Source organism: Actinocorallia sp. B10E7 (assembly GCF_039871655.1).
In the GTDB taxonomy this organism is placed as follows: Bacteria; Actinomycetota; Actinomycetes; order Streptosporangiales; family Streptosporangiaceae; genus Actinocorallia.
The window spans coordinates 531990-553679 of record NZ_JBDPLZ010000003.1 but is presented as its reverse complement, the minus strand read 5'-3'; the positions used below and the strand labels follow the sequence as shown (position 1 = coordinate 553679).

Annotated in this window: 19 protein-coding genes; 13 read left to right on the top strand and 6 right to left on the bottom strand. The window is 69.9% G+C overall.

Annotated features, from left to right (window positions below; all coding sequences use genetic code 11):
• Positions 1–407 precede the first annotated feature (407 nt).
• The 4 genes from ABGB12_RS12570 to ABGB12_RS12555 all read left to right on the top strand — a co-directional run bounded on the left by ABGB12_RS12570 (position 408) and on the right by ABGB12_RS12555 (position 4184).
• Positions 408–1016: a dihydrofolate reductase family protein gene (locus tag ABGB12_RS12570; protein ID WP_347677200.1), complete on the top strand. Its 609-nt coding sequence runs from the start codon at positions 408–410 to the stop codon at positions 1014–1016.
• A 53-nt stretch (positions 1017–1069) separates the two neighbouring features.
• Positions 1070–1393, top strand: a complete 324-nt coding sequence (locus tag ABGB12_RS12565; protein ID WP_347677198.1) for a YciI family protein — start codon at positions 1070–1072, stop codon at positions 1391–1393.
• Positions 1390–2625: a sigma-70 family RNA polymerase sigma factor gene (locus ABGB12_RS12560; protein WP_347677196.1), complete on the top strand. Its 1236-nt coding sequence runs from the start codon at positions 1390–1392 to the stop codon at positions 2623–2625. The genes ABGB12_RS12565 and ABGB12_RS12560 overlap by 4 nt, the downstream gene beginning before the upstream one ends.
• An 824-nt stretch (positions 2626–3449) precedes the next feature.
• Entirely contained in the window at positions 3450–4184 is a 735-nt protein-coding gene (locus ABGB12_RS12555; protein WP_347677194.1) for an alpha/beta hydrolase, read from the top strand.
• A gap of 295 nt (positions 4185–4479) precedes the next feature.
• Here the strand turns inward: ABGB12_RS12555 and ABGB12_RS12550 are convergent, their stop codons facing one another.
• The 4 genes from ABGB12_RS12550 to ABGB12_RS12535 all read right to left on the bottom strand — a co-directional run bounded on the left by ABGB12_RS12550 (position 4480) and on the right by ABGB12_RS12535 (position 7527).
• Positions 4480–5034 carry a hypothetical protein gene (locus tag ABGB12_RS12550; protein WP_347677192.1) on the bottom strand — a complete coding sequence of 185 codons (555 nt, stop codon included), beginning with the start codon at positions 5032–5034 and terminating at the stop codon, positions 4480–4482.
• Between the two features lie 252 nt (positions 5035–5286).
• On the bottom strand, positions 5287–5475 hold the full coding sequence (locus ABGB12_RS12545) for a hypothetical protein (RefSeq protein WP_347677190.1): 189 nt from the start codon (positions 5473–5475) through the stop codon (positions 5287–5289).
• Between the two features lie 320 nt (positions 5476–5795).
• Positions 5796–6782 carry a zinc-dependent alcohol dehydrogenase family protein gene (locus ABGB12_RS12540; protein WP_347677188.1) on the bottom strand — a complete coding sequence of 329 codons (987 nt, stop codon included), beginning with the start codon at positions 6780–6782 and terminating at the stop codon, positions 5796–5798.
• Between the two features lie 85 nt (positions 6783–6867).
• Positions 6868–7527 carry an alpha/beta fold hydrolase gene (locus ABGB12_RS12535; protein ID WP_347677186.1) on the bottom strand — a complete coding sequence of 220 codons (660 nt, stop codon included), beginning with the start codon at positions 7525–7527 and terminating at the stop codon, positions 6868–6870.
• A 382-nt stretch (positions 7528–7909) separates the two neighbouring features.
• On the opposite strand from ABGB12_RS12535, the gene ABGB12_RS12530 reads away from it, so the two are divergent.
• The 3 genes from ABGB12_RS12530 to ABGB12_RS12520 all read left to right on the top strand — a co-directional run bounded on the left by ABGB12_RS12530 (position 7910) and on the right by ABGB12_RS12520 (position 12505).
• Positions 7910–10684: an AAA family ATPase gene (locus ABGB12_RS12530; protein ID WP_347677185.1), complete on the top strand. Its 2775-nt coding sequence runs from the start codon at positions 7910–7912 to the stop codon at positions 10682–10684.
• Positions 10685–10882: 198 nt separating this feature from the next.
• The gene (locus tag ABGB12_RS12525; protein ID WP_347677184.1) at positions 10883–11614 is read left to right on the top strand and encodes an HAD family hydrolase; all 732 of its coding nucleotides are present in this window, start codon (positions 10883–10885) and stop codon (positions 11612–11614) included.
• A gap of 219 nt (positions 11615–11833) precedes the next feature.
• On the top strand, positions 11834–12505 hold the full coding sequence (locus tag ABGB12_RS12520) for a hypothetical protein (RefSeq protein ID WP_347677183.1): 672 nt from the start codon (positions 11834–11836) through the stop codon (positions 12503–12505).
• Between the two features lie 93 nt (positions 12506–12598).
• Here the strand turns inward: ABGB12_RS12520 and ABGB12_RS12515 are convergent, their stop codons facing one another.
• Complete coding sequence (locus tag ABGB12_RS12515) at positions 12599–13546, bottom strand: hypothetical protein (RefSeq protein ID WP_347677182.1); 948 nt, start codon at positions 13544–13546, stop codon at positions 12599–12601.
• A gap of 120 nt (positions 13547–13666) precedes the next feature.
• On the bottom strand, positions 13667–14320 hold the full coding sequence (locus ABGB12_RS12510; protein ID WP_347677181.1) for a helix-turn-helix domain-containing protein: 654 nt from the start codon (positions 14318–14320) through the stop codon (positions 13667–13669).
• 123 nt (positions 14321–14443) lie between these two features.
• Here ABGB12_RS12510 and ABGB12_RS12505 point away from each other — a divergent pair, with 123 nt between their 5' ends.
• From ABGB12_RS12505 to ABGB12_RS12480, 6 genes are all read left to right on the top strand, one after another.
• Positions 14444–15391: a fumarylacetoacetate hydrolase family protein gene (locus ABGB12_RS12505; protein ID WP_347677180.1), complete on the top strand. Its 948-nt coding sequence runs from the start codon at positions 14444–14446 to the stop codon at positions 15389–15391.
• 38 nt (positions 15392–15429) lie between these two features.
• Positions 15430–16545 (top strand): 2,3-dihydroxybiphenyl 1,2-dioxygenase, encoded by a 1116-nt coding sequence (locus ABGB12_RS12500; RefSeq protein WP_347677178.1) that lies wholly within the window; start codon positions 15430–15432, stop codon positions 16543–16545.
• Positions 16546–16565: 20 nt separating this feature from the next.
• The gene (locus tag ABGB12_RS12495; protein ID WP_347677176.1) at positions 16566–18458 is read left to right on the top strand and encodes an acyl-CoA synthetase; all 1893 of its coding nucleotides are present in this window, start codon (positions 16566–16568) and stop codon (positions 18456–18458) included.
• Complete coding sequence (locus ABGB12_RS12490; RefSeq protein ID WP_347677174.1) at positions 18455–20074, top strand: bifunctional 3-(3-hydroxy-phenyl)propionate/3-hydroxycinnamic acid hydroxylase; 1620 nt, start codon at positions 18455–18457, stop codon at positions 20072–20074. The genes ABGB12_RS12495 and ABGB12_RS12490 overlap by 4 nt, the downstream gene beginning before the upstream one ends.
• 130 nt (positions 20075–20204) lie before the next feature.
• A complete protein-coding gene (locus ABGB12_RS12485; RefSeq protein WP_347677172.1) occupies positions 20205–20654 on the top strand; it encodes a DUF3592 domain-containing protein in 450 nt (149 codons plus the stop codon).
• An 88-nt stretch (positions 20655–20742) separates the two neighbouring features.
• Positions 20743–21681 carry an alpha/beta hydrolase gene (locus ABGB12_RS12480; RefSeq protein WP_347677170.1) on the top strand — a complete coding sequence of 313 codons (939 nt, stop codon included), beginning with the start codon at positions 20743–20745 and terminating at the stop codon, positions 21679–21681.
• Positions 21682–21690 lie beyond the last annotated feature (9 nt).

Genomic DNA, 21690 nt, shown 5'->3' with positions numbered 1-21690 from the left:
TTCAACTGTCGCGTATTCGTCCGGTCCTTGACCTTGGTGCGTCATCTGGGTGCGGGCATCACGTGGAGCGAGGACCTGGTCAGGCAGCTGATGGATGCCCACCGGCCGGCTGATGTCCTTCAGGCAGCGGCATTGTGCCTCGTGGAGCCGAGCCATCACAACAGGTCTGGCTCGTTCGCCCAGGCGCTGACCTGGGCGAGCGTCAACGCGTGTACTTCATGACAGCTTCGTTACCGACAGGCCGACAAGGACCAGGGGGCGGTCCGCGGTGTTCGGATCTCTGACGACCGGCGTCCCGAAAGTCGTTCAAAAAAATCCGGGAGGCGGTGTCGGATCGGGGCGGTGATGTTCGTGGCAGGGATGAGGCCGCCCACAAGGGGCGGCGCCAAGGCAAAGGGACCGCGATCATGAAGCTGACGACCATGACCCAGGTCACCCTCGATGGAGTGATGCAGGGAAACGGCGCCACGTCGGATGACCGCAGGAACGGATTCGAGCGCGGCGGATGGGCCCGGGGGGCGGGTGACGACGAGACCAGGACGTTCATCACGCAGACCTACCAGCGCGCCGAGGCGTTCCTGTTCGGCCGGCGCACCTACGAGTTGTTCGCCGGCTCCTGGGGATCAATCGGCCAGATGCGTGCACATCCCATCGGCGTGGCCTTGAACGAGGCCCCCAAGTACGTTGCCTCGACCACGCTCACCGCGCCGCGCTGGGAGAACACGACCGTTCTCCGCGGTGACCTCGCGGCGGCCGTCGGTGAGCTGAAGGCCAAGCCCGGGGGTGAGCTGCAGGTGCACGGCAGTGGCGCCTTGACCCGGTGGCTGCTGGAGAACGATCTGGTCGACGAAATGATTCTGATCGTGGTCCCGGTGATCCTCGGCCAGGGCGCGAGACTGTTCCCGGAGACCGGTCCGGATCTTGCGCTCGACCTGATCGAGTCGCGCGTCGACTCCAAGGGCGTGACGATCCAGGCCTACCGGCCGGCCTGGCGTCCGCGGTATGCAACGGCCTGAAGCCCCTGACCACCGAACCACGCTGTCTTGACACCACAGGAGATGATCTTCAGATGCGGTACCTGGTTTCCGTGATCGATGACAAGAGCAATCCCGGCAGCACGGACAGGCAGCCTGCCATCAGCGCGTTCAACGAACGACTGATCGCCGAGGGCTACTGGGTCTTCGCGGGCGGACTCGCGGACACCGACTCGGCCACGGTCATCGACAACCGAGGCGAGCAGGCGGTGTTCAGCGACGGGCCTTTCGTGGAGTCGAAGGAGTACCTCGCCGGCGTCTGGATGTGGGAGGCCCCCGATCTGGACGTGGCGCTCAAGCTCGCCGCCGAGGCGTCGAAGGTCTGCGATCGGAAGATCGAGGTGCGGCCGTTCCAGTGAACGACCTCGAGGAGGCGATCACCCGGACCCACCACGAGGAGTGGGCCCGGGTGGTCGCCTCCCTCACCAGGCGCTTCGGTGACCTCGACATCGCCGAGGAGGCGGCCGCCGAGGCGTTCGCGACCGCCGTCGAGCGGTGGCCGGCCGATGGCGTACCGCCCAACCCCGGCGCCTGGCTGACCACCACCGCCAACCGCAAGGCCATCGACCGGATCCGGCGCGAGAACAAGCGCGACGACAAGCACAAGGAGGCTCAGCTGTTGTACGACGACGACCCGCCCGAGCCTGTCGGCGCCATCGACGACGACCGGCTCCGTCTGATCTTCACCTGCTGTCACCCGGCGCTGGCGATGCAGACCCGCGTGGCGCTGACGCTGCGCATGGTCGGCGGTCTGACCGTGCCCGAGATCGCCCGCGCCTTCCTGGTGCGGGAGACCACCTTGGAACGGAGGATCACCCGCGCGAAGGCCAAGATCAAGGCGGCTTGCATCCCTTACCGCGTGCCGTCCGCCGAGGATCTGCCGACGCGAGTCTCCGGCGTGCTCGCCGTGCTGTACCTGGTGTTCAACGAGGGCTACCTGGCGACCGGACCCGACACCGATCCCCTACGGCACGATCTGACCGCCGAGGCGATCCGGCTCACCCGCCTGATCCGTGCCCTCCTACCGGACGACGGCGAGGTGGCCGGGCTGCTGGCGCTGATGCTGCTCACCGAGGCCCGCCGCACCGCCCGTGTCTCGGCCGGCGGCGAACTGGTCACGCTCGTCGAGCAGGACCGTGGGGCCTGGGACGCGGCGCTGATCGCCGAAGGCCACCGGCTGGTGCGCGAGCGCCTCGCCGCTGCCACCGCCGGACTCGCTCCGGGCCGCTACCAGATCCTCGCCGCGATCAACGCCGTGCACACCTCCGCCCGCGACATACGCGACACCGACTGGTCGCAGGTCCTCGCCCTCTACGACCAACTCGTCCGCCTCGACCCCTCACCGATCATCGCCCTCAACAGGGCCATCGCGATCGCCGAACTCGACGGCCCGCAGGTGGCACTGGCAGCAGTCGACCGCCTTGAGGACAAGCTGGCCGGCTATCACGCCTACCACGCCACCCGCGCCGACCTGCTGCGCAGGCTGGGCCAAAGCCAGCAGTCACGCACGGCCTACGACAAGGCCATAGAACTGGCGGGCAACACCGCCGAGACCGCCTACCTGACCCGCCGCCGCGACCAACTGCGGTAGCGCCAGCAGAGGAGACTGGGAGAAACCGTGGGAATGGGTCAGGCCGCGAGGCTGAGTGTCTGGTCTGAGGTGGGGTACCAGCGGGCGAAGTCAGATTGTCTGTAAGAGCCGTGCAATGGAGTACACGGGTTTGGTGCTTGTCCAGGTCAGAAGACTCATGGTGGGAGGGCTACGGCAAACCTTCAGGTAGGTGACGGTCGTGTGTCAACGGACCACCGCCAAAATCCGGTCCGATCCTCCTCGCGGGCCGAGCGGCCTGGAGGGCATGGTGCCGCATCCAGGGATCTGCGGCTCCAGCCGGGGCTGAGCTCAGAGTGCGGCGACGGACCGTCGGACTTGGGCCGACGGAGCCGCCGGGCCACCTGGCTCTCAATCTCAGCGGCACGTGGCTCCCGCACTCATTAACAAAGCCGCCCATCCGACCTGCGAGAAGACCGCTACTTTGCACCAGGCCGTAGCTATAGGAGTTCCGGGCCGGCACGGAGGAAGTCGGCAATCTTGTCCGGCATGTCGAGGGTGACCGGCAACTCCGGGGCCGGGGCGTCCTCTTTCGCCACGCTGCGATCACGTCACAGGCCCGAAGCGCTTGACTACACGGCTTTGGTCTTGAGGCGAGTGGCTCCGTGGCATTCGGCCCACGGAGCCTCCGCAAAAACCCGTTGGCGGATCACGGCGACCACTGCTACTTTGCCGGAGGCCGTGCCGGAGAACGAGGAGGTGGTACCCGTGAACGCAGTATCGACATGGGTGCTCCCCTCCGGGGTCACGGTCGGACGATAGGTCGTCCGGGAGCGCCGTTCAGAGCACTCCCGAAAGGCACGACCATGCAATTCACCTCCGAGCAGCGCTTCGACGACGGCGTCCTCGAACGCGAATTCACCCTCGGCGAGATCCCCGGCATCCTGTGGACACCCGCATCCGCATCCGCACCGGTCCCGCTGATCCTGCTCGGCCACCCCCCGCTCGGACTGCGCAAGATGTACCCCCGACTGGTGGCCCGGGCCCGGCAGTCCGCGGCGGACGGCTTCGCCGCGGCCACCATCGAGCTCCCCGGGAGCGGTGACCGGCCCCGCTTCGCCGCCGTGGAGCAGGCCCGCGCCGACCTGCACAGGACGCTGGAGGCCGGCGAGCCGGTCACCGACGAGATCGTCGACCGGCTCGTCCTCCCGCTGGTCGACAAGGCGGTACCGGAATGGCAGGCCGCCCTGGACGCCCTCCTTTCGCTGCCCGAGATCGGCGGTCCGGTCGGGTACTCGGGAGGAGTGATCTCCATCGGCGTCCGGCTGGCGGTGGTCGAGCCGCGCATCTCGGCCGCCGTTCTGTTCGCCGGGAGTTTCGTGCCCCGCTCCATGTTCGAGGAGGCCCGGCAGGTCACCATCCCGCTGCACGTCCTGCTGCAGTGGGACGACGAAGACAACGACCGGCAGGCGGCCCTGGACCTGTTCGACGCCTTCGGCTCCAAGGAGAAGACATTGCACGCCAACATGGGCGGGCACACCGGCGTCCCGCAGTTCGCGGGGGACGCCGCGGCCCGGTTCTTCACCCGGCACCTGAGCTAAGGCCTGTTTCAAAGTTGCTGAAACAGCCCGGTGGCCGGTGGCGTCTGTCCGGCGGGGTCCCTTGCGGGCCCCCGGTCCGGGGTCGGCGCCACTGGCGTTCCGGAATCGGCCGGGCAGAGGCCGCCCGCAGGTTCGAGCGGCTGCCGTCCGTGCCTCTCTCTCCCGGTATAGGAGGGGGCGGATGACGGTTGACCCGGCCGGGGCTCCTTGCAGCCCCACCACGAACACTACACAGGACACCTAAGTGAGTGCAGTGAGTAACCAAAATTCTTCCGCAAGAACTTTGAGGCACGCCTTAGCGCTTGACGGTCAGTTTCAGCAGCTTGGGCAGGGGCTTGTTCTTCTTGGGTGTGCAGGGCATCGTCACGGACGAGCCGTACGCCACCGCAGTGATCTTGAGCGTGCCCGTGGTCAGCGAGATCTTCCCCGCCTTCTTCAACTTCACCTTGCCGGTCAGCTTCCCGATCGGGATCTTGCCCTTGGGCTTGATCGGGCCGGTCTTCTTCGGCCCCGTCGCGCTGATGGAGGTCTTCTGGGCACCCGACACGGTGAACTTGCCGGTGGTCTTCCACGAGTCGACGGTGACCGGTGACACTCCGGGCAGCGCCGAGAAGTCCGCGGTGATCTTCACCGTGTCGCCCACGGAGGGCTTAGCCGGACCTTTCATGGTGACCCGGGCGTTGTAGTCGAATTTGGTAGAGAAGATGGAGCAGCTGTAAGCCACGGTCCCGGTAGCGGCCGAGGCGGGGGTGCTGCCGAGCCCCACGGTGGCCAGGGCGATCGCGGTGGAGCCGAGGGTGAGACTGCGCAGTGCCCTGCGGCCCTTCGCCTTCATCGGGCTGGTCGACATGAACCGCTCCTTCCGTCGCGTGCAGGTCACGGTGACGTGCACGGAAGCGCGCCGCGGGCCCCCGATCGCACCCATCGGTCCGCATACGATCGAACGCACTCCCGACGTTTCGGTGAAGGAAACGCGGTTTCGCAACGTAGGACTAGAAGACCGTTTCGCGCACTCCGATGTCAAGACATGACCCGAACGTTCCTTTTTCGGCACGCCGCCGTGCCGGGAGCTGCTCGACCCGGCCCCGTGGCCTGGCCATCCTCACGTGGGCCACTCGCGGTCGCGCGCTTCTGGGTCGTAAGGGATGAAGACGGAGCTGCGGCAGAGTGCGATGACGGTCACCAGGATGAGCAGGACGCCCACCCCCATCAGCACCAAGAAGACTGCGGGAATGGCGTCATCAGGGGGTTCGGCCGACGGGGTCTGAGACAGTGCCGCCAGGACGTGCATGGGCCCTCCACGTGCGCCGAGAGATCGGAACCTGGGCTTCGCCGGTCACGCGAACGTCCTCCCAGCCTATATATACAGTCTCGTATTTCTGGTTGATCCGAGCCGATGCGGGGTTCCGGGTGGGGCCGGCCGGGTGTCCTCCGCGGACGACGTCCTGCTCAACACCGTCGACGCAGGGCCGGCCGCGCTGGCGTCGCACCGCTGGCGGCGCGCTACGACCAGAACGCCGGACCGACCCCGATCGGCCCCGGTACCAGGACGCTGAGCCGCCCGCACCAGCGCGCGTCACCAGCGTTGAACGACCCGCCGAGGGCACGAGATCATTCACCGACGTCGATCACGACCTTGCCGGTGGCGGTGCCGTGCTCGACCAGCGCGTGAGCGTCCACGACGGAGGCGAGGGCGAACCGCCGGTGATCGAGCAGCGGCTTCAACGCCCCGGCGTCCGCGAGGACGGCCGCTTCGCGCAGGATCTCTCCGTGATGCTCACGGCCCCGGCCCGTCAGCATGGGCAGCAGCGTGAAGACCCCGGAGTAGCCGGCTCCGCGGAACGACAGCGGCGCGAGGCTGTGGGTGCCCCAGCCCAGTGCGCTGACGACGTGGCCGGTGTGGGTGCGGACCGCGGTGAAGGACAGGTCGAGGGTGGCGCCGCCGACGGTGTCGAAGACCACGTCGAAGCCCTCGCCGCCGGTGTGCTCGGCGACGTAGTCCTCCACCTGCGTGGTGGTGTAGTCGATCGGAGTGGCCCCGAGCCGTCTGATCGCCTCCAGGCTCCCGGACGATCCGGTGGCGAAGACCTCGGCACCGATCGCACGGGAGATCTGAACGGCCACCCGCCCCACGCCGCCGGCGCCCCCGTGGATCAGCACCCGGTGGCCGGCGCTCACGTGAGCCCGATCCACCAGCGCTTCCCAGGCGGTGATGACGGAGAGCGGCAGCGCGGCCGCCTCGCGCAGGCTCAGCGAGTCCGGTTTGCGGGCGAGCAGCCGGGCGTCCACGGCCGCGTATTCGGCGAGCGACCCCTGCAGGTCACCGACGCCGCCGGTCAGTCCGTACACTTCGTCGCCCGGGGCGAAGCCGGTGACCTCCGGACCGATCTCCGCCACGACGCCGGCGAGGTCCAGGCCGAGTACGCCGGGCAGGCGGTTGCGGGCATGGTCGGCCCTCCCCGCCCGGATCTTGGTGTCCAAGGGGTTGACCCCGCTCGCCGCGACCTTCACGAGTACCTGCCCGCGACCGGCCGCGGGTTCGTCGATCTCGTCCAGGACCAGCGGGCCACCGAACTCTTTGAGCAGCACTGCGCGCATGGCGTCACCTCGTCTTTCGGTTCTGACTCGATGATGAGAGGGAGAAGGGCGTCGTGCCCGAAGACCGGGTCGGTGCGGTCGAGACTCAGCCGGCCGATCCGAGGGCGATCTTCGCGAGGAGGGAGGCCAGTTCCTGCGGCATCGACAGGAACGGGGAGTGGCCGCTCGCGAGGCGGTGCGCCTCTTCGGAGCGCGCGGCGAGCGCCTCCTGATCCCGCGGCGGCAGCGCCCGGTCGTGCTCGCAGACGATGTACGCCGACGGGACGGTGCGCCACGCCGCCTCCGTCAGCGGCTCGGCGAACGATCTCGTGCTCTGCGGGACCAGCCGCAGGGCCGCGTCCCGGGCCTCGGCGTCGGGCACGTCCCCGTAGAACATCGGTAGCGGATCGTCCGGCACGGGGCGGAGACCGGCGGGCTCGTCAGGGACCGGCGCACCGTGAAACCCGAGCAGGCTCTCACCGGCATCGAGCTGGTAGGCCGCCAGATAGACGATCCGCGACACGCCGGCGGCCTTGGCGGCGGCCTGGGTGACGGGGATCCCGCCGTAGGAATGCGCGACGATCACGACGGGACCGTCGATGCGGTCGAGTTCCCCGAGCACCGCCTGGGCGTCTTCGTGCACTCCGGCGTCCCCTCCGGCGCTGGGCAGGTCGACGGTCCGCGTCGACCAGCCGTCGGCGCCGAGAGCAGGCCTCAGCCGGTCCCAGCACCACGAACCATGCCACGCACCGTGAACCAGGAGCATCGTCGGGAAACTAACGTCACTGTCGTTCACATTGACTCTTTCGCTCGGGCCGAGGGAAACGCCCCCGGTACGGGGACACACCGATGTCGGCAGAAGGACCCTGGTCCTCACGGCGAGAACCGCCTCGCCGTGAGGACCAGGGTCCCCGGACGCGTGCGGCACAACATCAGTCGAACGACCTCTCCATCCCCTCGTCCGTCGGCCGGCGACGGCGTGGTCATGCGGCCGGGCCCGAGTCCGTACCGGCTTCGACGATCCGGAGATCACAGCGGAGATCATGCCTACGGGCGGTTCCGATATACGCTGGCGGCGGTCGGGTTCCCGCCCTCTCGGGCCATGTGCGCGCGCCGGGACCGCGGCCCGACTACGTGGGAGGTACTTCGTGGCCGAGCACGAGTCCCCCGACGACGCGGTTCGGCGCCTCATCGTGGGCCGGGCGGCGGAGGCGGCGGCGCTCACCTCGTTCCTGCGGACCGCCGTCCGGAAAGGCGGCGCGCAGCTGCTCACCGGCGACCCGGGCATGGGCAAGACCGAACTGCTCAACGCGGCCGCGCGGCAGGCCGTTTCCATGGGCGCCCGCGTGCTCCGGGCCTCCGGCTCCGAGTACGAGACCGAGCTGAGCTTCGCCGGGCTTCACCAGCTCCTGCTGCCCGCCGTGGAAGGCCTGCCGGAGCTGCCCGAGCCGCACCGCGCCGCGCTGGCGACCGCGCTCGGTCTCGAACGCGGAGAACCTCCCAGCCGCCTGGTGCTGACCAGCGCGCTGCTCGACTGGTTGCGTCACCTCTCGTCGACGGCACCGCTGGTGCTGGTGGTCGACGATCTGCAGTGGGTCGACCGTGCGAGCGTGGTGATCCTCAGCCTGGTGGCCCGCAGGATCGGCGGGCTCAGGGTCGGCCTGCTCCTGGCGCAGCGCACAGGGCATGAGAGCTTCTTCGACCGCGAGTCGGTACCCGAACTGGCCCTGACGCCGCTGGACGACGACGCCGCCCTCAGCCTGCTTCGCCATCACCATCCGAACCTGCACTCGTCGGTCCGGCACCGGATCCTCGCCGACGCCGGAGGCAACCCCCTGGCCCTCATCGAGCTGCCCCGCTCGCTGACCTCGGCGCAGGAGACCGGAGCCGACTTCCTGCCGACCACCCTGCCGCTGAACGTCCGGCTGAGGTGGCTGTTCGAGAGCCGAGTCTCCGCGCTGCCCGCACCGACCCGCCGGCTGTTGCTGCTCGCCGCGCTGAGCGGCGGGGACGGCACGCGTCTGATGGAGGTCGTCGCCGCGTCCGCGGACGATCTGGCCCCGGCCGAGACGAGCGGGCTGGTCCTCGTGGATCGGCGGGCCGGCCGGCTGCTCTTCGCGCACCCGCTCATCCGGTCCGCGGTCGTGGATCTGGCCGCCGCGCCCGAGCGGCGGGCCGCCCACCACCGGCTCGCGCAGCTGGCGGCGGACCCGGACCTACGGTCGCTGCACCTGGCCGAGTCGACCCTGGGACCCGACGACAAGATCGCCTACCTGCTCGTCAAGGTCGCGGTCGCCGCGCTCGAACGCGGTGACACGGTGCAGGCGGTGTCAGTGCTGCTGCGCGCCGCCGATCTGACCCTCGACCCGGCCGAGCGGGCCCGCAGGCTGGCCCGTGCCGCCTACATCGGCGCCAACTTCGCCGGCACGCTCGCAGGTGCCCGAGCACTCCTGGAGCGGGCTCGGACGACGGATCCCAAGGTGACGGACACGCTGCAGGCGTCGAACGCCGCAGCGGCCCACCTGCTCAACAGCGAAGGCGACATCGACACCGCGCACAAGATGCTCGTCGGCGCCCTGGCCCACACCGACCCCGTCCCGCAACGCGCCGCGGACCTGGAGGAGGCGCTGCGGACGCTGATGATGATCTGCACCTTCGGCGGCCGGCGGGAGCTGTGGAGGCCGTTCGACGACGCGGTCGCCCGGCTGGCGCCGCTGCTCACCGCACCGTTCAGGCTCACGGCGGTGACGTTCGGCGATCCCGTCCGGTCCACGCCGGAGCACCTGCGCGAACTGGACGCGCTGGTCGCGGACCTGGACGGCGAGACCAATCCGATACGGGTCGTCACGGCCGCCCTCGCGGGCCAGTACGTCGACCGGCTCCCCCGGGCCGCACTGGAACGCGCGGCCGCCGAGGGCCGCAGCGGAGGCGCCGTCGCGCTCGCCGTCCAAGCCCTGATCATGCTGGCGGTCGGCGCCTTCCTCGAAGGCCGCTGGGAGGAGGCGGGCGCCCGCGCCGACGAGGGCATCGCCCTGTGCCAGGAGCACGGCTACGAGATGCTGGTGTGGGGAGCGCGGAACCCCCGGATGCTGCTGGCCGCCGCCCGGGCCGATCTCGACTACATCGCCCGTGCCCGCGCCCGGATGCACCAGTGGGCGATCCCGCGCAACGCCCTGGCCGTACGGACCTTCACGGCCAACATCGAGGGCCTGGTCGCGCTCACCCAGGGGCGCTACCAGGACGCGTACGAGCACTACACCTCGATCTGCCCGCTGGGCACCTTTCCACCGCACGAGCAGGTCACGGTCTGGACGGTCATGGACGCCGTCGAGGCGGCCGTGCGCAGCGGGCACGTCGATGAGGCACGCGCACACGTTCGTGCCGCGACGGAGGCCGGCCTGCCCCGCATCTCGCCGCGGCTGCGCTTCCTGTGCGACGCCTCGGCCGCCCTGGTCGCGGACGACGACGCCTATCCCGATCTGTTCGAGCCGCTCGTCTCCGACCCCGAGCCGACGCGATGGCCGTTCCCGCTGGCCCGCCTCGAACTCGCCTACGGGGAGCGCCTGCGGAGGGACCGCGCGATGCGGGCCGCCCGTCCTCACCTGGAACGCGCCGGGAAACTGTTCACCGGCCTCGGCGCGACACCATGGGCCGAGCTAGCCGAGGCCGCGCTGCGCGCCACCGGCCGGAACCGGCGTGCGGCCGCCGAGGGGCCGGGATCGATGCTCACCCCCCAGGAACGGCAGATCGCCCACCTGGCGGCGACCGGTCTGACCAACCGGCAGATCGGCGAGCGACTATCACTGTCACCGCGGACCGTCGGCGCGCACCTCTACCGGGTGTTCCCCAAACTCGGCATCGGCTCGCGCGCCGCGCTCCGCGACGCGCTGACCGACCTGGGCGAAGGGGAAGGCGGTCCTTGAAGAGGCCGCCGGGTCACGCCTTGAGGAAGGCCGGCAGGGCCGGGTTCACCACGTCGGCGTGGGTCCAGGCGATGCGGACTGGCACCGTCAGCGGGCCGACAGGTTGCTCGGCGTTCCGGCGGGTGGTCGGCCGGGCGGCGGGATGTGGTGCTGCGGCCCCTCTGGCGTCGGGGGCGAGCGCCACGAGATGATCGTTCTGTGGCGGATGTGGTCTTCTTCGATCTGGACGGCACCCTGGTCGATCATCGAAGCGCGGTCTGGGAGGCGATCGGCCAGATCGTCCAGGCCGCGCCGAACGCGACGGCTCCACCGCAGGAACTGGCGGCACTGTGGTGGGCACTGGAAGCACGCCACATGCGGGAATACCTGGCCGGTCAGTGTTCCTTCGCCGAACATCACCGACGCAGGCTCCGCTCCTTCCTGCCCGCGCTCGGTGAGCCGGTTCCCCAAAGCCCCCGCCTTCTGGACGCTTGGATCACCGACCGCTACCTCACCGCGTTCGAAGAATCCTGGCAGACCTATCCCGATGTCCGACCCTGCCTGGAGAACCTGAAACGGCTCCCCCGAGGACCGCGCCTGGCTGTTCTCACCAACGGGGACCCCGGGCAGCAGCGCGCCAAGCTCGCCCGCTTCGGTCTCCTGGAATACTTCGAAGCCGTCCTGACCCCGACTGAGCTCGGCGCGGCCAAGCCCGCCGCCTACACCACCGCCTGCCGATGGATGCGCACAGACCCCGCACAGGCGGTCAACGTGGGCGACATGCTGGAAAGCGACGCGAACGCGGCTGTCTTCGCCGGGCTCACCGGCATCTGGCTGGACCGCGGCATCGACTTCGTCACCGGCGGACCATCCCCGACGGCAGACAAGACGGTGCTCCGCATCGAACGCCTCACCGACCTCCCCGACCACCTGTCACACACGAACGTCTGACCGGCTCTCACGAAGGGCGGGGAAGCCAGCGGTCTTGTTCGCACCAGGGGCCGTCGCGGTGGCGGCTGGGTTCTTTCTTCGGCCAGGGTGCGTCGAGGCGTTCGCCGGTGAGGTTTTCGATCGTCCGTGTCCCCACCGCGAGGCTCCGGCGCTCTTCCCTATCCTCGGCAGGACGCCCCCTCTTTCCGGGCCGGTACGACAAGAGAGGCACGAGGACCCATGACCGACCTCGCCGACGACGACTTCCTCGACCCCGAGACCGAAGCCCTCATCGACCGGATCGACCCCCGGAACGTCGACATCACCCGGACCGCGGCCGGACACTACGTGGAGCACCACCCCGAGGCCACCGGCAGCACGCACCGGCAGGCGCGGGAGCAGATCCGTGAGCTGCTGGGCGACATGCTGGCCGACGAGCGCACGCTGTGGGACGTGGCGCCGGGCGGCCTTCTGACCGCGGGCCTGAAGGGGTACCGGTTGGTGCTCGTCCCCAATGGGGAGGCGGTCGTCGCCTACAGCACCCTGCACCGGTTCCGGACCTGGCAGCAGGTCAAGGCGGGAGTGCCGTCCCCGGTCGAGGGAGAGAAACAACGCCGCAAGATCCAGCGGTGCGTCGGCCTGCTGGTGGAGCTGGCGCGGGCCGCCGGCGCCACGGTGCAACGCGAAGGAGACAGCACCACCGTGACCGTCACCGGCCCACAGGGCAGCGCGATCGTCCGGGGGAGCCGCCTGACCAGCTTCCGCAAGGTCTACGCCGCCGGCGCAGTCCTCTCCGAGCACGTCGGACTGGAGTTGGCCGGTGACCCCGATCCGGGCGCCGAGCCCGCGACCCTTCGCGAGGGCTGGCTGATACTGCCCGGCAGCGAAGAAGACACCACCCTCACCGTGTGACCGCGTGGCGAAATTCTTCTTCGGGTGAGGGCTGCGCCGAGACGGTCTTGAGGGCGAGGGCGATGAGGCCTGCGGTGGCGACGGGCCAACGTGTCAGGGGCGCTGCCCACGGTAACGGGACGCCATCGCGTGGAAGACCTTCTTCGGCTCCCAGCGGGTCTCGTCGAGCATCCGGACCACGCCGTAGGAGCCGATGTCCTCGGCTCCGGGCCTGTTGTAGGCGGCGAAGGTGAACCAGAGCGCGGTGTCCACTCCTTCTTCTTCGAAGACGTCCAGCAGTTCGGTCAGGTAGCGCACCTGCTCGTCCTCGTCCGGTACCGCGTCCTGCGGCACTTCCCAGGCCGCTCCACCACGTTCACCGGCGCCCCGGTAGGCGCAGGTTCCGTACTCGGTCACCGCGACGGGCCTGCCATGGGCGAGGTGTCCGCGCAGCTCGGATCGGAACGTGTCGGCGTTGTAGGCGGCCCGGTAGGCGTCGATGCCGACGAAGTCGAACGGGCGCCAGTCGACGGACTCCCAGGGCGCCGAAGCGTAGGTGATGCACCCGCTGAAATGGGAACGGGCGACCTCGGCCACTCGGGTCAAGAAGTCGTTGAGGCGTTCCTGCACCGGGCCGAGGGAGTTCCACCACTGCAGGTCGGCGGTCGCCATCTGCCGCAGGCGGTCGCCGTAGGTGTCACCTGGGATGAAACCGGGGCAGAAAGCGCTGATCTCGCATCCGGCGACGAACACCACCTCTGTTCCGGCCTGTCGTACGTCCTCGGCTCGACGGGCGCAGTCGGCGAAGAACGGGAGCAGCCGATCGGCGGGGAGGTCGACGGGAAAGGGGGAGAACCAGACTTCAAGGCCGACGTCGGCGGCGTGCCGGGCGGCGATGCTGAGTCGCTCGGGGTCACGGCCGGTGACGCGTACGGCGTCGCAGTGCAGATCGCCTGAGATCGCCGCCATGTCGTGCCGGACCGTCTCGGGGTCGAAAGCCTTGCGGGAGAGGGACGCTCCGGGAAGGAAACCGGTGTCGTAGGTGATGCCCCGTGCGCGCATGCACTGCCCTTTCGTGTGATCGATACCGCGTTCCACCAGTTCGAAGGCGAGCTCGATGTCCTCAGCCGGCGCTCGGCGCTGCGGGTAGCGGCGTGTACCGGGTGGGTCGTCTGGGTTTTCTCAGGGCAGGTCGGGCAACGGCCGGGCGGCGATGCGATGGGCTTCCTCGCGGCCGAGGCCGAACATGCGCAGCAGGTTGGCCGCCAGCTGGTCGGTGGCGGTGTCGGGGTCGAGGTCGGGGCGGTTCTCCAGGAGCTGGAGCAGGCCCAGGAGCGCGCCGCCGGTGCAGGCGAGTGCCACATGGACGTCGTCGATGTCCAGGCGGCCGGCGGTGGCGGCGGCGCGCAGGTCGCGCAGGGCGCTGACGGCCATGCCTTCGGTGTCGGTGAGGTGGGGCAGGCCGGTGTGCAGCAGGATCCGCGCCATTTGGAGGTGGGTGCGGCGCAGCCGTCCGGTCAGGCGCACGGAGGCGGCGAAGACCTCGGCCGGGTCGGTCAGGTGGGCGGTCGCCTGCTCGATCAGCCGGGCGTGCTCGGCCAGCGTCTCGGCGATCGCGGCGTCGAACAGGGCGGCCTTGCTGTCGAAGTGGTTGTAGAAGGAGCCGAAGCCGACGTCGGCGGCGTCGGTGATCTCCTGGATGCTCGCCTCCGGGCGGCCCTGCTCGGCCAGCATCCGCCGCGCCGCGCCGATGAGTGCGGCTCTGGTGCGCGCCTTACGGCGGTCCAGCCGGTTCTCCCTGGGAGGGGCGGAGGTGGTCTCGTCTGCCGTGCTCACTCCCGGATGATATCCGACATCGATCCTGATGAAATCATCATTAATGATGATGGTTGACAGATTGATTCCTCAGTGCTGATGATGTCATCAGAAATCGTGTCGGGCACAGATGGAGGAGCGCGGATGAGCATCACGGTGATCAGGACGGCGAGCGGCTGGTGGGTGGAGACGCCCGCAGGTCCGGCGCCCGTGGCGACGTCCGCGACCACCACGGCGCAGTTGCTGGCCGACCGCGCCGCGATCCGGGCCGCCGCCGACGGCGGGGGCGGGGCGGGGCGGCCGCTGCAGGAGGAGGAGCCGCTGTCTCCGGTGACCGCGCCGTGCCGGGTGGTGGCTCAGATGGTCAACTACCGCTCCCACGCCGTCGACTCGGGCTTCGATCCCGACCGGGTGCCGCCGACGTTCTTCCGCAAGACCTCGGGGTCGATCACCGGCCCGTACGACACGATCCTGCGCCCGCAGGGCGTGCGGTTGCTGGACTACGAGGTGGAGCTCGGTCTGGTGATCGGCACCCCGATCCCGATCGGGACGGTGGTGAGTGAGGAGAACCTGGCGGAGTTCGTGGCCGGGCTGGTCATCGCCAACGACGTCAGCGCCCGGGATCTGCAGCTGCCCAAGACCCAGTTCTACGAGAGCAAGTCCTACCCGACGTTCACCCCGCTGGGCCCGCGCCTGGTGCTGACCGACGCCGCCGAGCTGGCCCGGCTGAAGGAACTGCGGCTCACCCTGGAGGTCAACGGGGACAAGCGCCAGGACATGGCCGCCGCCGACATGATCACAGCCCCGGCGGAGGCCTTGACGCTGCTGTCGCGCTTCCAGGTGCTGGAGCCGGGCGACGTGCTGCTGACCGGCACCCCCGGCGGGACGGCCCTGCGCTCGCCCGGGGCGCTGATGGAGAAGATCGGCGCGCTCCTGCCCGCCCACCTCAAATGGAAGGCGTTCTTCCAGCGCCAGGAGGCCAACCCCTCCTACCTCAAGGACGGCGACCTGGTCACCGCCCGGATCCGCACCGGCGACGGCCTGCTCGACCTGGGTGAACAGCGCACCCCGGTCGCTTCCGCCGCCTCTTGACCGGCACGAACCCGGCCGGACCGAGCCAAGGAGCGAGAATGATGCACTCCGATCCCCACAAGAACCTCCACAGCGACCAAGGTGCGTTGCGCGGCGAGCATCCCGGACGTGCGGGCGACCCGGTGATCAAGGTCGTCGACCTGGCGTGGCTGGAGTTCGTCAAACCCGATCTGGAGCGGGCGGAGAGGTTCGCCCGCGACTTCGGGTTCACCGTCACCGTCCGTACTCCCACCGAGTTGCGGTTGCGCGGCGCGCTGGCCGGCACCGACTGCCTGGTGATCCGCAAGGGGAGTGCCTCGCGGTTCGTCGGACCGGTGTTCCAGGCCGCCGCGGACGGTGACCTGGACCGGTTGGCCGCAGCCGCTGACGGGCGCGTGGCCGCCCTGGAGGGCGGCGGCAGGTGCGTCACCACCGCCACCCCTTCCGGGCTGAAGGTCCGGGTCGTCTACGGTGCTCCCGAACATGGCGGGCTGGAGCCGCAGCGGCCGCTGGCGTTCAACAGCGGCGGACTGATCACCCGGATCAACGACACCCAGCGCCCGCCCCGCGAACCCGCGAAGGTGGAGCGGCTGGGCCACGTGGTGCTGTCCACCACCGTCTTCCTCCGTGACCTGGATTGGTTCCTGCACCACCTGGGCCTCATCGTCAGTGACTTCCTCTACCTGGACGGCCAGCGCGACCGCGGCCCGACCATGGCGTTCATCCGCTGTGACCGCGGCCCGGAACCGGCCGACCACCACACCCTGGCGATGCACCTGGGCCCGTCCACCGGATACGTGCACTCGGCCTACCAGGTCGCCGACCTCGACGCCCTGGCCGCGGGCGGCGAACACCTCAAGGACCGCGGCTACCGGCGTTCCTGGGGGATCGGCCGGCACATCCAGGGCAGCCAGATCTTCGACTACTGGCGTGACCCGGACCGGTTGCTGCTGGAGCACTTCACCGACGGCGACCTCTTCGACTCCTCCATGGAGCCCGGCTGGGCGCCCATGAACACCTCCGGCCTGGCGCAGTGGGGCCCTCCCGCCACCGCCGACTTCCTGGGCAGCCGCCCCTCGCCGGCCCTGCTGCGGGAAGCCGTCTCGGCCCTGCGCGCCGACAACGAGATCGACCTGCCCCGCCTGCTGGCCCTGGCCAAGGCCATGAGTTCCTGAACCGTCTCGAGGAGATTTTGATGGCTCCCGCCCCCCACACCCAAGGTGATCGTCCTCTCGTCCTGCTTGCCGAGGACGTGCCCGTCATCGAGCGGGTCCCGCTGCACGAACGCGGCCTGCCCGCCAGCACCTATGAGCTGCTCGTCCGCTCGGCGACCGCGCATGCGGACCGGCCCGCCCTGTACCTGCTCGGCGAAGACGGCCTTCCCTGGAGGCAGGCGCCCTGCTGGAGCTACGGCACGCTGCTGCAGCGGGTGCACCAGGCCGCCAACGCCTACCTGTCGCTCGGCTTGGGCGAGGGCGGTGTCGTCGCGCTGATGCTGCCCAACCTGGGTGCCACGTACGCGGCGCTGCTGGGCGCCCAAGCCGTCGGGATCGCGGGTCCGGTGAACCCGATGCTCGCCGAGGACCACCTGGTGGAGATCCTCACCCTGACCGGTGCGGATCTGCTGCTGGCCCCCGGGCCCGGCCTGTCACCGGAGCTGTGGGACAAGGCCAGACGGATCGCCTCCCGGCTGCCAGGCCTGCGCGCCCTGCTCGCGGTCGGCTCCCCGCCCGGCCCGCAGAACGGGCTCACCGTCGAAGAAGTCGACTTCGACGCGCTGGCCGCCGCCCAGTCGGCCGACCGGCTGCTCACGGAGCACCGTCCAAAACCAGAGGACCTGGCCGCCTATTTCCACACCGGCGGTACGACCGGGGTGCCCAAGGTCGCACCGCACACCCACGCCATGGAGACCTACATGGCCTGGGCGCTGGGCTGCTCGGGCGCCTACCTGGACGACGCCGTCGGACTGTCGGGCCTGCCGCTGTTCCACGTCAACGCCGTCCACGTCACCGGCCTGGGCCCCTTCCTGCACGGACGGCCCATCGTCTCACTCGGGCCGCTGGGCTACCGCGACAAGACGCTGATGGCCGACTTCTGGCACATCATCGAGCACTACAAGGTCACCAGCTTCTCCGGCGTCCCCACCGTCTACGCCAACCTCCCCGCGGTACCCGAAGGCGTCGACCTCTCCAGCCTGCGCGCCGGAGCCGTCGGAGCCGCGCCCCTGCCCAAGAAGGTCCGCTCCACCTTCGAGACCGCCGCCAAGGTCCCGATGCTGGAGGGCTACGGGCTGACCGAGGCGACCTGCGCGACCGCGGCCACTCCGGCCTTCGCGCCCCGAGAGGGCTCGGTCGGGCTGAGACTGCCCTACCAGCAGGTCAAAGCCGTCACCGTCGACGCCGACGAGCGTCCCGTGGCCGACTGCCCGCCCGGCCGGACCGGTGTCCTGGCCATCAAGGGACCCAGTGTCTTCCCCGGCTACCTACGACCCGGACCCGACGGCCCCGCCCCCGACCCGACGGGCAAGATCCTCGACGGGTGGCTGCTCACCGGCGACCTCGGCAAGGTCGACGAAGACGGCTACCTCTACCTCACCGGCCGGGCCAAGGACCTCATCATCCGCGGCGGCCACAACATCGACCCCGTGCTCGTCGAGGAGTCCCTGCTCGCCCATCCCGAAGTGAGCGCCGCCGCGGTGATCGGCGCACCCGATCCGCATTCCGGTGAGGTGCCCGCCGCCTACCTCGTCCTGACCGAAGACGCCCGGGCGAGCGAGGAGGAACTACTGGCCTGGGCCCGCGCCCACGCGCCCGAGCCCGCCGCCGCGCCCAAGGCGGTGCACATCGTGGCCGCCCTGCCGACCACCGCCGTCGGCAAGATCTACAAGCCCGCACTGGTCCAGGACGCCGTCCACCGCCTCGTCGCGGGTGAGCTCGACCGGGCAGGGCTGGCCGGGCAGGTGGAGGTCGACCTGCGCGACGGCCGCCCGCACGCCATCATCCGTCCGGCCGACGGTGATGCGGACCGGTATGGCCTGCTGTCGGCCGAACTCGACCGTTACTCCTTCACCCACGAGATCGCCTCATGAGCACCTCCTCCGGTCCGGCACCGGTCCTGATCATCGGCGCCGGACCCACGGGGCTGACCTGCGCCGCGCTCCTGGCCCGGCACGGCATCCGCAGCCTGGTCGTCGAACGCCACCCCGATGTCTATCCGCTGCCGCGCGCCGTGCACCTGGACGACGAGGCCCTGCGGATCCTCCAGCACGTCGGCGTCGCCGACGGCTTCACCGCCATCAGCAGGCCCGCCCGGGGGATGCGCCTGGTGGACGAACGGATGCGCACCATCGCCGAGTTCCGCCGCGACCGGCTGGTCAGCGAGCACGGCTGGCCCCAGGCCAACCTGTTCGACCAGCCCGACCTCGAACGCCTCCTGCGCGCCGGCCTCGCCCGCCACCCGCAGGCCGAACTGCTCACCGAGGCCGAAGCCGAGCACATCGACCCCGGCGACCGCACGAGGCCCGCTCGGGTGCGCATCCGCCACCTGGCCGACGGCCGCACCGAGACCGTCACCGCACAGGTGGTGCTGGGCTGCGACGGAGCCAACAGTCTGGTGCGCCGCGCCATCGGCGCCACGATGCGCGATCTGCGCTTCACCGAGCAGTGGCTGGTGGTCGACGTACGCTGCGCTCGACAGCTGGACGTCTGGGACGGCGTCGACCAGATCTGCGACCCCCGCCGGGCCGCCACGTTCATGCGCATCGGCCCCGAACGCTACCGATGGGAGTTCCGCATACGCCCCGGCGAGACCGCCGAGGAGCTGACCTCCCCCCAGGCCCTGGCCCGCCTGCTGGCGCCCTGGACCGGGAACGTTCCCGCCGAGGAGGTGCATGTCATCCGCAGCGCCTCCTACACCTTCAAGGCCCGCGTCGCCGACCGGTGGCGGGCCGGCCGCCTGTTCCTGCTGGGCGACGCGGCTCACCTCACCCCGCCGTTCATCGGCCAGGGCATGTGCGCCGGCCTGCGCGACGCGGCCAACCTCGCCTGGAAACTCGCCGTCGCAGGCGCGGACCCGGTGCGCCACGAACGGTTCCTGGACACCTACGAAAGCGAACGCCGACCGCACGTCACCCACATGATCCGCCTGGCCGTCGCCACCGGCTGGGCCATGACCGGCGGCCAGGACCGCGCCGCCGCCCTGCGTCGCCTCTTCCTCTCCCAAGCGGTCCGCCTTCCCGCCCTGAAGAGCGCGATGCTGCGCAGCGTCTCGCCCCGGCTGCGCCCCGGCCCCCTGGTGAACGGCCCCATGCTTCGCGGGCCACGGCTGGCCGGCGCCCTCATGCCCCAACCTCGGCTCACCATCGACGGCACGGAACACCGGTTCGACGACCTCCTGGGCCACGGCTTCGCCATCATCACCCGCACCCCGGCACCACCCGCCCTCATCCGCCTGGCCGCGACCCTGAACGCCGCCCTCGTGCACACGGGCGGCGCAGGCACCGACATCCGGTTTCCCGACGGGAGGCGGCTGACCGGGCATGAAGACGTCCTGGCCTCCTGGCTGCACCGCGCAGGCGCCCATGTCGCGGTGATCCGCCCCGACCGGACCGTCCTGACCACCCTTCCCCCCACCGGCCCGGCGGGCCCATCCACGCCGAGCTGGCTGGACCTCATCCCCGCCTTCCCCGGGAAAACCACACCATGATCAGCGACACGGTGCGCCCGTTCCTCCAGAGGAAGAGGTCGACGTGGGGGCCGTGTGGATTGTCGGGAAGGGGCGAGGTGGGGACACAGGTCCCTCTTCTTCGGGACCTTGGGGTTTCTAACGTTGCGGCATGAATGTTCCCGTGGTGATGGCCGTGGTGCTTCTGGGGCTCGGAGCTGCGGCCTTCGGATATCCGCTGGCCGGGCTGATAGGCGATCTGGTGCGAAAGAGGCGGGCACGGCGGATCTCGACGGTGGCGCCCGAGCCCGGACGGGTGCTGGAGAAGAGGACGGAGAAGGTCACCAAGGAGGAAGAGCTGCAGACTTCCGTGCGGGTGCGGTTCTTCACGATCGAGGGCCGGGAGGTCACCGTGTGGCTTCCGGTGAAGGATCCCTCATCCGTGCGCGGCGGGACCGCCCGCATCAAGTACGACCCCGCGGATCCCACCCGTGCGGTGATCGACCGGCGAGACGACGCGTCCCAGGAGGAGGGAATCGGGTGCGCCATCGCCCTCATGATCTTCTTGGGGGTTCCGATGGGGCTCTGCCTCTACGGAATGGTCCGGGTCCTTCTGCACTGATCCCGGCCGCACGTGGTGCTTCGCGGTATTCCGGTGAGGCCGAGGACGTCTTCTCGAGCCTCACCTCACGTCCGATAGCTTCGGGGACATGAGGACACGATTCACCGCGGTCTCCGACTGGGAGCGGCTACCGTCGAGGCAGGTGGCCGTCAACGGCATCGAACTCAAGGTGGTCGAGCACGGAGAGGGACCGCTGGTCGTCCTGTGCCATGGCTTCCCGGAACTCGGCTTCTCCTGGCGGCACCAGGTCTTCGCCCTCGCGGAGGCGGGCTACCGGACCCTCACCCCGGACATGCGCGGTTACGGCGGCAGTTCGCGCCCGGCCGAGACCGGCGCCTACGACATCCTCACGATCGTCGGCGACCTGGTGGGTCTCCTGGACGACGTCGGCGCGCGGGACGCGGTCTTCGTGGGGCACGACTGGGGCGCCTCGATCGTCTGGAACCTGGCCCTGATCCACCCCGAGCGGGTCCGCGCCGTGGCCGGACTGAGCGTGCCGGTCACCCCGCGCCCGCCCGTGCCGCCGATCGGCATCCTCCGCAAGCGCCTCGGCGACGGCTTCTACATCTCCTGGTTCCAGGAGCCCGGCGTCGCCGACCCCGTCCTGGACGGCGATGTCCGCCGCACCCTGTTGTCGGACGACATCCGCGCCTCCGCATGGTCGGCCGGCTCCGGAGAGAGCCTTCCGCCGCGGCCCTGGATGACCGAGGAAGAGTTCGAAGTCTTCGCCCGGGCCTTCGAACGCACGGGGTTCACCGGCGGACTGAACTACTACCGCAACATGGACCGCAACTGGCGGCTGACCGAACCGTTCGCCGAGCGCACCATCGACTGCCCCTCCCTCTTCCTCACAGGTTCGGATGACCTCGTCGCCGAGTTCATGAAGGCCGACAGGCTGACGACCGTCCTGACCGACCTGCGGGAGCACGTCGTCCTGGACGGAGCGGGCCACTGGATCCAGCAGGAGCGCCCCGAGGAGGTCAACGAGGTGCTCCTGCGCTTCCTCCAGGGGATCGAAGCCGGATGAAAGCGTGGG